The organism is Corynebacterium sp. L4757, assembly GCF_043673995.1.
Lineage (GTDB): Bacteria > Actinomycetota > Actinomycetes > Mycobacteriales > Mycobacteriaceae > Corynebacterium.
The window spans coordinates 1-14,563 of the sequence record NZ_JBIMEN010000002.1; the positions used below are offsets into that span (position 1 = coordinate 1).

At 54.6% G+C, this 14,563-nt stretch carries 12 protein-coding genes; 6 read left to right on the plus strand and 6 right to left on the minus strand.

Going from position 1 to position 14,563, the window contains the following annotated elements; all coding sequences use genetic code 11:
* Positions 1–25: 25 nt before the first annotated feature.
* From ACG98I_RS02415 to ACG98I_RS02435, 5 genes are all read left to right on the plus strand, one after another.
* Positions 26–1,227 (plus strand): IS3 family transposase gene (locus ACG98I_RS02415; RefSeq protein WP_394718078.1). Its coding sequence is split into 2 segments (ribosomal slippage): positions 26–320 and positions 320–1,227, totalling 1,203 coding nucleotides; the frame shifts between segments, so codons are not numbered across the junction.
* Positions 1,228–1,379: 152 nt separating this feature from the next.
* Positions 1,380–2,135: a GDSL-type esterase/lipase family protein gene (locus ACG98I_RS02420; RefSeq protein ID WP_394718815.1), complete on the plus strand. Its 756-nt coding sequence runs from the start codon at positions 1,380–1,382 to the stop codon at positions 2,133–2,135.
* A 111-nt stretch (positions 2,136–2,246) separates the two neighbouring features.
* Positions 2,247–3,353, plus strand: coding sequence for an S-(hydroxymethyl)mycothiol dehydrogenase (locus ACG98I_RS02425; RefSeq protein ID WP_394718080.1), 1,107 nt, complete (start codon positions 2,247–2,249; stop codon positions 3,351–3,353).
* 18 nt (positions 3,354–3,371) lie between these two features.
* Positions 3,372–4,040: an SDR family NAD(P)-dependent oxidoreductase gene (locus ACG98I_RS02430; protein ID WP_394718082.1), complete on the plus strand. Its 669-nt coding sequence runs from the start codon at positions 3,372–3,374 to the stop codon at positions 4,038–4,040.
* Between the two features lie 58 nt (positions 4,041–4,098).
* The gene (locus ACG98I_RS02435; RefSeq protein WP_394718084.1) at positions 4,099–4,719 is read left to right on the plus strand and encodes an MBL fold metallo-hydrolase; all 621 of its coding nucleotides are present in this window, start codon (positions 4,099–4,101) and stop codon (positions 4,717–4,719) included.
* Positions 4,720–4,743: 24 nt separating this feature from the next.
* Here ACG98I_RS02435 and rfbA read toward each other — a convergent pair whose 3' ends face one another.
* The 6 genes from rfbA to ACG98I_RS02465 all read right to left on the minus strand — a co-directional run bounded on the left by rfbA (position 4,744) and on the right by ACG98I_RS02465 (position 12,200).
* Positions 4,744–5,610, minus strand: coding sequence for a glucose-1-phosphate thymidylyltransferase RfbA (gene rfbA, locus ACG98I_RS02440; RefSeq protein WP_394718086.1), 867 nt, complete (start codon positions 5,608–5,610; stop codon positions 4,744–4,746).
* 18 nt (positions 5,611–5,628) lie between these two features.
* Positions 5,629–7,047 (minus strand): sugar nucleotide-binding protein, encoded by a 1,419-nt coding sequence (locus ACG98I_RS02445; protein WP_394718088.1) that lies wholly within the window; start codon positions 7,045–7,047, stop codon positions 5,629–5,631.
* Positions 7,048–7,091: 44 nt separating this feature from the next.
* Positions 7,092–8,093 (minus strand): dTDP-glucose 4,6-dehydratase, encoded by a 1,002-nt coding sequence (gene rfbB / locus ACG98I_RS02450; RefSeq protein WP_394718090.1) that lies wholly within the window; start codon positions 8,091–8,093, stop codon positions 7,092–7,094.
* Between the two features lie 50 nt (positions 8,094–8,143).
* Positions 8,144–9,499, minus strand: coding sequence for a M1 family metallopeptidase (locus ACG98I_RS02455; RefSeq protein WP_394718092.1), 1,356 nt, complete (start codon positions 9,497–9,499; stop codon positions 8,144–8,146).
* A gap of 41 nt (positions 9,500–9,540) precedes the next feature.
* Positions 9,541–10,617 (minus strand): alpha/beta hydrolase, encoded by a 1,077-nt coding sequence (locus ACG98I_RS02460; RefSeq protein ID WP_394718093.1) that lies wholly within the window; start codon positions 10,615–10,617, stop codon positions 9,541–9,543.
* A 170-nt stretch (positions 10,618–10,787) separates the two neighbouring features.
* A complete protein-coding gene (locus ACG98I_RS02465) occupies positions 10,788–12,200 on the minus strand; it encodes an alpha/beta hydrolase-fold protein (protein WP_394718094.1) in 1,413 nt (470 codons plus the stop codon).
* A gap of 844 nt (positions 12,201–13,044) precedes the next feature.
* Between ACG98I_RS02465 and lpdA the strand changes: the two genes are divergently transcribed.
* Positions 13,045–14,457, plus strand: a complete 1,413-nt coding sequence (gene lpdA, locus ACG98I_RS02470) for a dihydrolipoyl dehydrogenase (protein WP_394718096.1) — start codon at positions 13,045–13,047, stop codon at positions 14,455–14,457.
* Positions 14,458–14,563: the final 106 nt, after the last annotated feature.

A 14,563-nucleotide genomic window follows, 5' to 3' on the forward strand; every position in this document is an offset into this window, starting at 1 on the left:
ATGCTGGGAAAGGTAATCTGCCACCATGCCACGCAAGACCTACACAGAGGAGTTCAAGCGCGACGCTGTTGCGCTCTACGAGAACTCCCCAGGTGCCTCGCTCAAGACCATCGCCGTGGACCTCGGAATCAACCGTGCCACCCTGCATAACTGGTTGAAAAAGTACGGGACAGGTGCGCGTACCAAAACCCGCACCGCAGAGTCGCCCTCGTCGATGTCGGTGACCGAGGCTGAGCGGATCCGCCAGCTGGAACGGGAAGTCAGCCGCTTACGCGAAGAGCGCGATATCCTGCGAAAGGCTGCTAAATATTTCGCGGAAGAGACGAACTGGTGATCCGCTTCCAGTTCGTTGACGACGCCCAGAAGAACCATTCGGTTAAGCGGTTATGTGACGTGTTGAAACTCAGCAGGTCCTCCTATTACAAATGGAAAAACAGCAGCTCAGCCCGGAGGAAACGACTCATATCCGACGCCATCCTCGGTGCACGGGTCAAGACTGTATTCACTGCCGAAAATGGTTGCTACGGGGCCAAGCGGATTACGGCTGAACTTAAAGACCAGCCGGGTCATGAGCCCGTGAATCACAAGCGGGTTGCGCGGATCATGCGTGAACTCAAACTGTTTGGCTACACCAAGAAACGCAAGGTCACCACCACCGTGTCAGATCAGAAGAAACCAGTGTTCCCTGACCTTGTCGGCCGTAAATTCACTGCCGACAAGCCGAACCAGGTCTACGTCGGTGACATTACCTATCTGCCGATTGCAGATGGGTCGAATATGTACTTGGCTACGGTCATTGATTGCTATTCCCGCCGGCTGGTTGGCTTCGCGATCGCCGATCACATGCGCACATCACTGGTGCAGGATGCGCTGGTGATGGCCAAAGGCCAGCGAGGGAGCATGAAGGAAGCAATTTTCCACTCGGACCACGGCAGTGTGTACACATCGAATGCGTTCCAGGACACCTGCACCCAGTTGGGGATCAGGCAGTCGATGGGATCAATTGGGACCAGTGCGGACAACGCTTTGGCGGAGTCGTTCAACGCGGCCCTGAAGAGGGAAGTCCTTCAAGATTCCAAGACCTTTGCCAACCAGTTGATCTGCCGGCGGGATGTTTTCCGCTGGTGTACCCGTTACAACACGGTGCGCCGACATTCCTGGTGTAAATATCTGGCTCCTGTGGTGTTTGAGGAGCGCTGTCCTGCTATCCTAAGATCTGCTTCTTGATTAAATCCTCCGTGTCCACTTCCCGGGGGTCGGGCCCGCTAGCGAATATAGTGTACTTTTGTCTGGGAATACAAAACATAGAAGAGGAATCGAAGGTCTAAACCGTGAAGAAACTTCGTACATTACTCGCCGCAGCATTGCTAGCGCTGACCATGGTAGCGGCACCGACGGCATCGGCAGCAGAGCGAAACTTAGTAGCCTTCGGTGACTCCATTCTGGCGGACCCAAGCGCGGATATTTATCTCTCTTCACGCATGACCTCCTCAACGGAGAACGGCGCGAACTGCCCTTCCTCTTATAACTTTGCTAAGCGTACCGGCGCCAAGGTTGGACTGCCTGTGCGTGATTATTCTTGCTCGGGTGCGGTATCGATGTCCCAGGGGCCGCAGATTTCCACCCAGATTGATGCAGCGATTCGCAATGGTGCACTGACCGCAGATACCCAGCGCGTGATCTTCGCATCGGGTTTTAATGACACCTATAACAATTCGAATCTTTCCCGTCAGCAGCTGCGGGATCGCTTTGTGCGCTATACCGCACCACAGATTGAGCGCATCAAGCGTGCCGCGCCAAATGCCCGTGTTCAGATTGTTGGCTACCCAACCATTGGTTCCGGTAACCGCTACTGCCTGCTGCACTTTGGTCCCAACCCGGCCGATTCCACCTACATCCCACAGGTGCGCGGCTGGGAGGATTCCGCACAGTGGATGCAGGTTGACCTTGCACGCGCAACCGGTACCGAGTTTGTGGATCTTAAGGGCGAAACCCGCCACAACGGCATGTGCGCCGGCGCGGGCGACCGCTACTTCGCTGGCCTGATTGACTTCACCGGTGGTGCAGGCAACCTGCCAATCCACATCAACGCACGTGGGCATGAGGCTGTAGCGCGCATCCTGGAGCGTTCATAACCCTGACTTTGTGGCTTAAGGTTCTCCTGCAAGCGGGCTGTTTTACAGCTGGTTTGCAGGAGAACTTTTTATTTAGCGTCTGAGAACTACATTTTCAGATAGCCTGGCGATATGAGCGAAAACGTAAACGGAGTTATCGCCCGTGCAAAGGGCGCAGAAGTAGAAACCGTCACCATTGTCATCCCTGAACCAGGGCCCAATGATGTGATCGTCAAGATTCAGGCTTGCGGCGTTTGCCACACTGACCTGGCTTATCGCGATGGTGATATCGAGGACGCCTTCCCATTCCTGCTCGGCCATGAGGCCGCAGGCGTGGTGGAAACTGTTGGTGAAAACGTCACCCACGTGACAGAAGGCGACTTTGTTGTGCTGAACTGGCGCGCGGTGTGCGGCGAGTGCCGTGCATGTAAGAAGGGCGAGCCAAAGTACTGCTTTAACACCCACAACGCATCCAAGAAGATGACCTTGGAAGATGGCACCGAGCTGACCCCAGCACTGGGCATTGGTGCTTTCGCGGATAAGACCCTGGTCCATGAAGGCCAGTGCACGAAGGTCAACCCGGACGAGGATCCAGCAGCTGCTGGCCTGATGGGCTGCGGCATCATGGCTGGTCTCGGTGCTGCGGTCAACACTGCTGATATTCAGCGCGGCGAGTCCGTCGCTGTCTTTGGCCTGGGCGGTGTGGGCATGGCAGCGATTGCCGGTGCCAAGCTGGCTGGTGCATCCAAGATTATTGCCGTTGACATTGATTCCAAGAAGCTCGATTGGGCAAAGGAATTTGGCGCAACGCACACCATCGATTCTTCTGAGCTGTCTGGCGAGGGCGAAGAATCCGAGGTAGTAGCCAAGGTACGTGAGCTGACCGATGGATTCGGCACCGACGTTGCCATCGACGCCGTCGGCATCATGCCGACCTGGCAGCAGGCGTTCTACTCCCGTGACCATGCTGGCCGCATGGTTATGGTGGGCGTACCAAACTTGACCTCCCGCATTGATATCGCAGCGATTGATTTCTATGGCCGCGGTGGCTCCTTGCGCCCAGCCTGGTACGGCGACTGCCTGCCAGAGCGCGACTTCCCAACCTATGTGGACCTGCACCTGCAGGGCCGCTTCCCACTGGACAAGTTCGTCTCTGAGCGCATCGGCATCAATGACATTGAAAAGGCTTTTGGCACCATGAAGGCAGGAGACGTCCTGCGCTCAGTCGTCGAAATCTAAAACGGAGATTAAACCTCTATGGATCTACAGCTTAAAGACCACGTCATTCTCGTCCTAGGCGGCAATGGCACCATCGGCTCCGATGTGGTCAAAGTCTTGGAAGCCGAAGGCGCGACGCCAATCGTGGCATCGCGCAGCAGCCCATTGTCCATCGACGCTGCTGATGAAGCATCCGTTCGCGCCGGGATTGACGCAGTTATCAAAGAACACGGAAGGATTGACGGGCTGGTGGTGTCTTCGGCTCCAGCGGCACAAACACTGGACCCAGAAAAGGCTGATGATCCACAGCAGGTGCTCACCGCCATTGATGGCAAAGCGATGACTTTCTTGCGTGCAGCTAATGCGGCACTCGAAGTCATGCGTGAGCAGGGCTATGGTCGTGTCATCGCATTGAGCGGTATGAACGCTTATGTCACGGCATCCACGACGGCATCGGCACGCAATGCGACGTTGAATGTCATCGTGAAAAACCTTGCTGACCAGCATGCTGGGAGTGGTATTACGGTCAACGCTATTAGCCCCGGTTTTGTCATCGAAGGGGACGGTGAAGTTGACCGCGCAGGCGGGCAAACCTCGTTGCGTGAGGTTGCTGAGACCATCGTGTTCTTGCTGTCACCGAAGATGGCTTCTATCTCCGGTGAGATCATCTCCGTTGGCCACAAAGCCAAGGGCGTTATCCTTCCATAAGTTTCTCATCTATCCGGCAAATCTAGATTCCTGATCTTTTCAAGAGAAAGGCAGATTCATGAAGATTGAAAAGTTTGTTACCTCCGGCAAGTTCCGCCTCGATGGCGGTGAGTGGGATGTGGACAATAACGTCTACATTCTCGGCGGCAAGGGTGGCGTGTACATCGTCGACCCAGCGCACAACGCTGAAGCAGTCATTGATGAAGTCGGCGACCGTCCGGTGCGCGGCATCATCTTGACCCATGCCCACAATGACCACTGCGAGCTCGCCCCACAGCTGGCTGAGCACTTTGGTGTGGAAGTTCACTTGCACCCAGAAGATGACATGTTGTGGCGCGAAGCTAATGGCGATGCACCATACGTGCCGCTTACTGATAACCAGCAATTTGAGCTCGACGGCGAAAAGATCACCGTCTTCCACACCCCTGGTCACTCACCAGGCTGCGTGGTGCTGCACCTGCCACAAGATAATGTGTTGTTATCCGGAGACACCCTATTCAACGGTGGCCCTGGTGCCACGGGCCGCAAGTACTCCGACTTCGACGTCATCATCGAGTCCCTGCGCAACGTGGTCTTCAACCTGTCGGGTACAACCAAGGTGTACCCGGGCCACGGTGCTGAAACCACCGTTGGTGCTGAGTCAGCACGAATTGATGAGTACATCGAGCGCGGATACTAATTTCCGGCTCCAACGAAACTGCTATTAGTCCTCACGGGCTGCGGTGCGAAGATATGCACCGTAGCCCGATTTTTCTAGCGGGACAGCCAGCTCATTCAACGTGTCGGCGTTAATGAATCCCTCACGGTAGGCAGCGACTTCTGGCGAGCCAATGATGGTGCCGGTGCGCTTTTGCAGAACCTCGACGTAGGCTGAGGCCTCGGACATGGAATCCACCGTGCCGGTATCCAGCCACACATCGCCGCGTAGAAGGCGCTTGACGTGGAGCTTGCCTTGTTTGAGGTAGGCATCATTGATGGCGGTGATTTCCAATTCGCCGCGTTCAGAAGGCGTGATGGTTTTGGCAATTTCAACGACGGAATTGTCGTAAAAGTACAAGCCCACAACCGCGTGATTGGACTTGGGCTGTATGGGTTTTTCCTCAATGGATAGGGCCTGGCCGGATTCGTCGAATTCGACCACACCATAACGCTGCGGATCGGAGACCTCATAGGCAAAGATGATGCCGCCATCAGGACTGCGGCACTCGCTGAGCGCGGTGGAAAAGCCGTGACCGTCGAAGATATTATCGCCGAGGACGAGCGCGACATCGTCGTCGCCGATGAATTCCTCACCAATGATGAATGCTTGCGCGAGGCCCTCGGGATGCGGCTGGACAGCATAGCTGAGCATGAGTCCGAGCTGGGAACCGTCACCCAGGAGGCGTTCGAAAGCAGCGGAATCTTCCGGCGTGGTGATGATGAGAATCTCTTGGATACCTGCTTGAATCAGCGTGGAGAGCGGGTAGTAGACCATCGGCTTGTCATAAATAGGCATGAGCTGCTTAGAAATGCCCTTGGTAATCGGATATAGCCGAGTACCGGATCCGCCGGCGAGAATGATTCCCTTCATAAAGGTCAAGCCTAGTCTTTAGGAATCTAATAGTGCGAGATACAAAGCCAGCGATGCCCGCCAATTAGTAGGCGTGAAACCAGTGGCTTCAATCTTGGAGAGATCAAGTGTGGACTCTGCGGGGCGGGGAGCTTCGGCAGTGGAGGCAGCAGCAGGTGCGGAGTTCCCTTTTTCAGCGGCCTGCTGGATACGGTGCTCGTTGTACTGCGCGGTGGTAACCGAATGTACCTCGGCGGGGTCGTGTCCCATGCCAATGTAAACAGCCATGGCGATTTCATCACGAGTGACGGCATCACCGCCAGAAGTCAGGTTATAAACGCCGTAGTCGGCCTTGGTATCCAACAGGTGTTTGATGCCTTTGGCGAGGTCTTCCGCATATGTTGGGCGGCCACGCTGGTCATTAATGACTAGTGGCTCGATGTTTTTCTGCGCCAGGGATGCCATGGTGGACATGAAATTATTGCCTTCGCCAAAGACCCACGCGGTGCGAATGACATAGTGGCGCGGTGCAGTCTGCGCAGCAGTATCGCCGGCGGCTTTCGATGCACCATAGGCCGAGCGTGGCGAGGGCAGTTCTTCCTCGGTGTGGATATCTGTGGTGCCATCGAAGATGTAATCGGAGGAGACGTGCACGAGCGTGAGACTATTCTCCGCAGCGACGGCGGCAAGGCGCGCTGGGGCAGTGGCGTTGACGGCCCATGCGCCGGCACGGTCAGACTCAGCACCATTGACATCGTTATAGGCAGCGCAGTTAATGATTGCCTGGTACTGACGCCATGGGCGTGCTGTGGCGATGTTGTCTGCTGTGATGTCAAAATCGGCATGGGTAGCGAATTCGACGTGTGCGGCATTTTTATATGCTGCGCGTAGAGCTCGCCCGAGCTGGCCATTGGCACCGGTCACTAAGATTTTGCGCGGAGGCATCGGCGTGACATCAGCCAGTGCAGGGTGATTGCGGTCCTTTTCGGAAATCTCAGTGGGAGCAAGTGGCCAATCAACGATGTTGAGATTGGTCGCGGCATAGGTGGCATCCGGTGACCAGTGGTCAGAGACTAGATAGGAATAAACGGTGTTATCTTCTTGTGCTTGAAAGCCATTAGCTACGCCGCGTGGCACAAAGGCGGCCTTATCTGGTCCCATGTCTGCGGTGACAATTTTCCCATAAGTGTCAGAGCCTTCCCGCAAGTCGCACCAGGCGCCGAAGACGCGGCCATGGGCGACAGAAACCAGCTTGTCCCAGGGCTCGGCGTGAAGCCCGCGTGTAACACCAGCAGAGGCGTTGTAAGAAAGGTTGTTCTGTACCGCGCCGAAATCTGGCAGACCAGCTTTGACCATCGCGGCACGGTTCCAGTTCTCTTTGAACCAACCGCGATTATCACCGTGCACGTCAAGGTCAATGATGAGAAGGCCATCAATATCGGTGGGGGTAATCTGCACTGCGAATGCCTTTCTAAGAAATGTGCGGGAAAAGAAAAGGAAACTTATTGGCCCTTGGCGGCGTAAGTATTTTCCACTGCGTCCTTATCGGCGCGCCACCAGGATTCATTCTCTGTGTACCACGCGATTGTTTCGGCCAAGCCATCACGGATATCTGGGTATTTGGGTTCCCAGCCAAGTTCTGTGCGCAGCTTGGTGGCATCCATAGCATAGCGCTGGTCATGGCCCGGACGGTCGGCTACGTGTTCATATTCGCCGGGGCGACCCATGAGTTCACAAATCAGCTCAATGACCTCGCGATTATTGATATCGGTCTGGTCGGCGCCGATATTATAGGTCTCACCACAACGGCCCTTGGTGAGGATCTCAAGGACCGCATAGTTGTGGTCATCCACGTGAATCCAATCGCGGACCTGTTCACCTGTGCCATAAAGTTTTGGGGTGCGGCCATCGAGGATATTGGTAATTTGGCGCGGAATGAATTTTTCAATGTGCTGATAAGGGCCATAGTTATTAGAGCAATTCGATACCGTGACCTTAAGCCCAAAGGAACGTGCCCACGCGCGCACAAGATGGTCTGAGCTAGCCTTTGAAGCCGAATAAGGCGAAGAAGGGGCATAAGCGGTGGTTTCAGTGAACTTGGTGGGTGCACCGATTTCTAGATCACCAAAGACCTCATCCGTGGAGACATGATGCAAATACACATCATGCTTGCGGGCAGCTTCCAGCAGCGTGAACGTGCCCATGATGTTGGTGGTGATAAATGGGGAAGGGTCAGATAAAGAATTATCATTGTGCGATTCCGCCGCGAAGTGGACAATGACATCAGATTGCGCCACTAAAGAATCAATCAGCTGTGCATCAGCTATATCGCCCTTAACCAGTTGTGCCTTGGTTCCAGCGAGATTGTCCGGATTGCCGGCATAGGTGAGCTTATCCACCACGGTGATCTGGCAATCCGGCCACAGCTTATCCACCAGCCGAACAAAGTTCGCACCAATAAACCCTGCGCCGCCGGTGACCAGCATGTGAGAAAAAGTCCGCATGAGCACACACCTTACCCTGCCTTAGCCGTGCAGAACCTACACAGGGAAACTTATGCAGGGAACTTCGGAAGTTCCTTCTCATTCAGCCAAGCATCGAGGACAGCGGAGATATCGGCAAGTGCAATGCCAGCCTTTTCTGCTTGGGCATTGATGTTGTCGAATAACGTTGATGGCACAACGGTGCCATTGCGGGAATCCTTGAGATAGCTGCGGATAGCAACGAAGAATGCCTCATCACCCAACAAACGGCGCAGGGAATGCACGGTGAGTGCACCACGCTTATACACGCGGTCATCGAACATATCGCGCGTGCCCGGATCCGCTAGCAGCAGGTCTTGGGCCTTGCGGCTCAACACCAGATAGTGGCTGCGCGCAACCTCATGCGCGGTGGACTTTCCGGTGTGCTCTACCCACAGCCACTCGCAGTAGCACGCGAAACCTTCATTGAGCCAAATGTCTTTCCACTCAGCAATACCGACGGAATTACCAAACCATTGGTGCGCTAATTCATGCGCGATGAGACGCTCAAAACGGTGATTGCCGGCCACGTGATTGGAGCCAAAGATCGATAATCCCTGGGCCTCCAGCGGGATTTCAAGCTCATCTTCGGTGACCACAACTTGGTACGTGGGGAAGGGGTATTCGCCGAAAATGGATTCATAATAATCCAGCATTTCCTGCTGCTGCTTGAATTCCTCCAGCACCTGCGGGCGTAGGTGCGCCGGTGCCCAAGCAACGGTGTTGCGGCCGAGCTCAAACTTGGTGAACTCACCAACCTGAATGGTGGCAAGGTAAGTCGCCATCGGCGAATCTACCCGGTAATGCCACGCAGTTGTGCTGCCGGAAGCCTTCTTGGACACCAGCTTGCCGTTGGAGATAACCGTGAATGGATTATCGGCGACAATCTTGATGTCATAGGTGGCTTTCTCGCTGGGGGTGTCATCACAGGGGAACCAGCTGGGCGCGCCATTAGGCTGCGAAGCCACGAGTGCTCCGGATTCGGTTTCTTCCCAACCAATCTCACCCCACGCGGTGCGAATTGGGCGCGGGTTTCCGCCATAGCGCACGGTCAAAATGAACTTTGTGCCCTCTGCAATCGTGTCATTGAAGCTAATGCGGATCTTGCCGCCGGAAACCCGAAAGCGACTGATCTTGATGCCATTATTGGCTGAAATTCGGCGTGCTGCCATCGCCCCACCCAAATCCAGAGTGAGATTATCCAAGTCCTCACCAACTTGGATGTGCAGCTTTGCGGTTCCGGAGAGCAGGTTGGGCTCAACGCGGTATTCCAAGTCCAAGTCATAGTGAGAGATCGAAAAACCGAGGTTGAAATCAACCCCGGTGTAGGAATCTTTAAACTCCCCAGAAAAATGCTTAAGGGCGGTAGTGAGCAGCGACTTGATCATGCTGCAATACTACCGCCCGTAATTGGCGAAACTAATTCGGACTAGTTTAGCGCGCGTTCGAACACTGGCCAGGACTCACGAATATCTTCGCGCCAGCCCGGCCACGAGTGGGTGCCGGTGTCGCGGAAGTTGTAGGTCGCCGGGATGTTTTGGCTATCGAGCTTAGCCTTCAGGTTGTGGGTGCAGTGGTTGACGCCAGCTTCGATGACGCCGCCTTCAACCTGCAGGGTTGCTGCGCCTACCGATGCCACCGTTGGGTCGATGCCCTGTGCGGTGTAGTAGGAAGGCATATCGGTACGGCCTGGAAGACCATTACCAGCGGAGATGTACAGCGCGGTACCGCGCAGCTTCTCCGAGTTCATGAGCGCGTCATTGTAACGGTTCTTGCGGGAACCCATCTCCCCCCACATCTGCTCAGGCTCGCCGCCGCCACGGTTGACGGTCAAGCGCATTGCCTCATACTCAAATGGGTATGCGGTTGCTGCGCAGCCAGCGAAAGAGCCAACAGCGTCATAGAAGCCTGGGTTGTGCTGAGCAAAGAGCAGAGCAGAAGTAGCGGACATGGACATGCCAGCTACCGCACGCTTGTTGGACGCCTGCAGTCGATCTTCAAGTGGGCCTGGCAGCTCCTTGGTTAAGAAGGTTTCCCACTTCTGTGGGCCCTGCAGGTAGTTGTTATTTGGGCTGGTATTCCAGTCCGTGTAGTAGGAGAAAGCACCGCCCTGAACTACCACAACGTTGACATTCTTATTGGAGTAGAAATCCACTGCGCGGGACATGTTGATCCAGTCCGCGTTCTGCTCAGCGCCACCCGCACCGTTGAGCAGATAGATGGTTGGACGGTTAGCGTCCTGCGCTGGGATGACTGCGACGGGAACGACACGGCCGTCCATAGCTGGAGAGGTCGCCTCTAGCTTCAAAAGACGGGGATCATCGCCGTACTTCTGGAACCATTGCTGCTCTTCAACTTCCGGGGTGACGTTCAAGTCTCGAACCTCAGAGAGCTGAGTGTTGCCAGCAACCTGTTCAGGGGTGACAGTTGCTGCCGACGCCGCCGGAGCAACCAGCATGGTGCCAGCTACCGCGAGGGCTGCGACAAGAGTCTTCATACGCTTCATGAGTGAATCTTTATCCGTATCTAAATATCATGTGGTATAACCTGCCGAAGCGGTTTTACCGGGGTGGGCGACGTTACGCGCGTGGGCGCTATACGCTCGGATGTTACGCTGTGGCGGCTTCACACCAGATTGCGTATCCGCAGAGATGGTGTGAAACCGAGCGTGAATGATTATTCCAGATCCAAGCCGCGTGCGAAGGTTGGCCAGGATTCAGCCAAGTCCTTGCGCCAGCCTGGCCAAGAGTGGGTGCCGGTTGGTCGGAAGTTCCAGTCAGCGTCAACACCCTGTGAATCCATCTTGGCCTTCAGATCGTGAGTACAAGCATTAGCAGCTGCCTCAATGATGCCGCCCTCGATGATGAGGGTGGCAGAACCCGACATCGCAGCAGACAGACCCTGGGATTCAATCTTGGAGGAACCCATATCGGTCGCACCAGGTAGACCAGAGTTAGAGGAAACGTAGACCTCAGAGTCACGCAGGTTATTGGAGTTGACCAGCGCGTCATTGTAGACGTTGTACTCGCCGCCCTGTGGTCCCCACATCTGGGTGGTGTTGCCGCCACCGCGGTTTACGGTGAGGTTGGCAAAGAGATTAGGGAATGGGCGAGAGGTTGCAGCACAACCGGAGAAAGAACCAACCGCGTCATAGAAACCTGGATTGTGTTCAGCCAATAGCAGGGCAGAGGTAGCCGACATGGACATACCTGCGATGGCACGCTTGCCATTGCCGTTGATCTCATTTTCCAGAACTTCCGGAAGTTCCTTGGTCAGGAAGGTTTCCCACAGGATCTTTTCCTGCGTGAGGTAACCGGACTGTGGGGACTCCACCCAGTCGGTGTAGTAAGAGAAAGCGCCGGCCTGCGGGATAACAACGTTGACACCCTTGTTCCGGTAGAACTCGATGATGTTTTCATCTGGGCTCAGATCCGAATAGGTGGTTGCGGTGATCCAGTCCATGCCCTGCTCCGCGCCGCCAGCGCCGTTGAGCATGTAGATGGTTGGACGTTTCTCATCAAAAGTTCCATCCGGGGTGATTACAGCCAGTGGGATATCAACGCCCATGGATGGGGAATACGCCTCAAATGGCTTCACCAGCTCGCGCCATTCCGTGTTATTCCAGGAACGCACCATCCACGTCTTTTCAATTGGCGCTTTGACTCCCGTATTGATGTAAGGCTGCATTTCTTCTTGCAAGCTCAGCTCGGTCAGAGTCGCTGGTTCAGTGGCTGCGGTATCGAAAGTCTCTGGGGAAGGCGCTTCCTCTTCAGTTTGTGGGGAGGTGAGCTGCTCGCCGGCTGCTTTAGTCAAGTCTTCCAGCAGCTCTGGGTTAGCTTCACCATCGTTGATGTGGTCCCGGTCTTCATCATTCTCAGCAGTCTGATTAGGAACTGATTCCGCAACCTCAACCTGATCGGCGGCTTCAGTTTCTTCCTCTCCGTCAACTGCAGGCGTGCTCTCACCGTTGTCAACGGGGTCCTGTGAATTGGTCTCAGAGCCGTCCTGTGCGACAGCTGGTAGTGCAAAAGCGCCGGCTGACAGGGCGATAGCTGCTGTCACCGCGGTTACGTTGCGCAAGAGTTTCATAAACTGGTGCTTCCTTTTTGACGGGAACCGACAGAAAATACGGTCGAGCTTTGTAACCACCGAAGATTCGTGTCAGCTGTCTTAAAAATCTATATGTGCGAGATATCTTTCCGCTGTTGAAATATCGGCTGATATTCAACTTTCGTTAGCTCATTCTAAGAAGCTTCTGGCCGAGGTAAGGTGCCTGGCTGAAAATTCTTGAAAGTTCGCTAATGAAACCTGCACAGCAGTTAAGAAATCGTGGAACGAGCATAGCTTAACAGCAAATAAATGTTAATGGTGGTTCTAAAGTGACAAATATGTCATAATCTTCACAGGGGCCGAGCAGGGCTTGGGTTAAGTACAGAGACTGAGTGTTTTCTGTGTTTAGCTTGAAGTACTGGTCAAACGGTCTTTGTCCATTAACCAGTAACGGCATATTGCTGACAAACGTTAGTAATAGATGTCAAGCGAAACCTTTGCGCGCGGTGTGAGTCTGGCATTTGGCTGGAAAACCGGGTGTGAATTCGCTACTTGCTTCCAAACAACCTGAAAGAGCACAAACATGAGCATCATTGATTCCATGATCGTGGCATTTACCACCGCAATCGGCCCATTCGTTCACATGGGCTCCTCGGCATCCTCTAACCTGGCGCTGTCCCTCGGCCTCTTCTAGGAATTTATGTAGTACCTCATTTTGGGGGCTACCAACATGCAACTTCCACTCGGTGCGCCGGGTGGTTTTGCGGTTTTATAGCCAAATATATTCCAGCTGTGCTGTAAAAACGGCCGCCATAGCCAGATTGCATAGATTAAGGCATCCCAGTGCAGGCATTGAGGAAGCAATTTAAGTACCCTAGTAGGCGTGACTAATGAACATTATGACGTAGTAGTAATCGGCGCGGGCCCTGGCGGCTACGTGTCCGCCATTCGTGCAGCACAGCTGGGCAAGAAGGTCGCAGTTGTGGAAAAGCAGTACTGGGGCGGCGTTTGTTTGAACGTTGGCTGTATCCCTTCCAAGGCTCTGCTGAAGAACGCGGAAGTGGCACACACCTTTAACCATGAGGCAAAGACCTTTGGTATTTCCGGCGATGTCAGCTTTGACTTCGGTGTTGCGCACAAGCGCTCCCGCAAGGTCTCTGAGGGCATTGTTAAGGGCGTCCACTACCTGATGAAGAAGAACAAGATCACCGAAATCGATGGTCTGGGTACTTTCAAGGACGCAAAGACCCTGGAAATTACTGAGGGCAACGATCAGGGTAAGACCATTACCTTTGATAACGCGATTATCGCGACCGGCTCTGTTGTTCGCTCCCTTCCAGGAGTAGAAATCGGTGGCAACATCGTTTCCTTCGAAGAGCAGATCCTCAAGGAAGAAGCTCCTGACTCCATGGTTATCGTTGGCGCTGGCGCTATCGGTATGGAGTTCGCTTACGTACTTGCTAATTACGGTGTGGACGTCACCATCGTTGAGTTCATGGACCGCGTTCTGCCAAATGAGGACAAGGACGTCTCCAAGGAGATTGCTAAGCAGTACAAGAAGCTTGGCGTTAAGGTCATGACCGGCTACAAGACCACCTCCATCAAGGACAACGGCGACAACGTGACCGTTGAGGTTGAGTCCAAGGACGGCTCCAAGACCGACACCCTGACCGTTGACCGCTGCATGGTCTCCATTGGTTTCGCACCTCGCACCGAGGGCTTTGGTCTGGAAAACACCGGCGTTAAGCTGACTGACCGCGGCGCAATCGACATTGATGACCGCATGCGCACCAACGTTGACGGCATCTACGCAATCGGTGACGTTACCGCCAAGCTGCAACTGGCTCACGTTGCTGAGGTTCAGGGCGTTGTTGCTGCTGAGACCATCGCCGGTGCAGAAACCCAGGAATTGGGCGACTACATGATGATGCCTCGCGCAACCTTCTGCAACCCACAGGTTGCATCCTTCGGCTACACCGAAGAGCAGGCTAAGGAAAAGTTCGCTGACCGTGAGATCAAGGTTGCCTCTTTCCCATTCTCCGCTAATGGTAAGGCAGCTGGTCTGGCTGAGACCGCAGGCTTTGTGAAGCTCGTTGCTGATGCAGAGTTCGGTGAAATCTTGGGCGGCCACATGGTTGGCGCTAACGTCTCCGAGTTGCTGCCAGAGTTGACCCTGGCTCAGCGCTTCGACCTCACCGCTGAAGAAATCGGACGCAACGTTCACACCCACCCAACCCTGTCTGAGGCTATGAAGGAAGCTGCCCACGGCATCGCGGGCCACATGATTAACCTCTAAAACCTCAAAATGTTGTGGAAGCTGATTCCACAACATTCAGCAGGATTAAGGTAAAGGGCGCGACACCATGAAGGTGTCGCGCCCTTTACCTATTGAAATCTGTATC

Bases quoted from the DNA above. Each gene is read 5' to 3' on its own strand.
- ACG98I_RS02455 (WP_394718092.1), bottom strand. From the start codon at position 9,499: ATGATCAAGTCGCTGCTCACTACCGCCCTTAAGCATTTTTCTGGGGAG.
- rfbA (WP_394718086.1), bottom strand. From the start codon at position 5,610: ATGAAGGGAATCATTCTCGCCGGCGGATCCGGTACTCGGCTATATCCG.
- ACG98I_RS02460 (WP_394718093.1), bottom strand. From the start codon at position 10,617: ATGAAGCGTATGAAGACTCTTGTCGCAGCCCTCGCGGTAGCTGGCACC.
- ACG98I_RS02430 (WP_394718082.1), top strand. From the start codon at position 3,372: ATGGATCTACAGCTTAAAGACCACGTCATTCTCGTCCTAGGCGGCAAT.
- ACG98I_RS02465 (WP_394718094.1), bottom strand. From the start codon at position 12,200: ATGAAACTCTTGCGCAACGTAACCGCGGTGACAGCAGCTATCGCCCTG.
- ACG98I_RS02420 (WP_394718815.1), top strand. From the start codon at position 1,380: ATGGTAGCGGCACCGACGGCATCGGCAGCAGAGCGAAACTTAGTAGCC.
- ACG98I_RS02435 (WP_394718084.1), top strand. From the start codon at position 4,099: ATGAAGATTGAAAAGTTTGTTACCTCCGGCAAGTTCCGCCTCGATGGC.
- ACG98I_RS02425 (WP_394718080.1), top strand. From the start codon at position 2,247: ATGAGCGAAAACGTAAACGGAGTTATCGCCCGTGCAAAGGGCGCAGAA.
- rfbB (WP_394718090.1), bottom strand. From the start codon at position 8,093: ATGCGGACTTTTTCTCACATGCTGGTCACCGGCGGCGCAGGGTTTATT.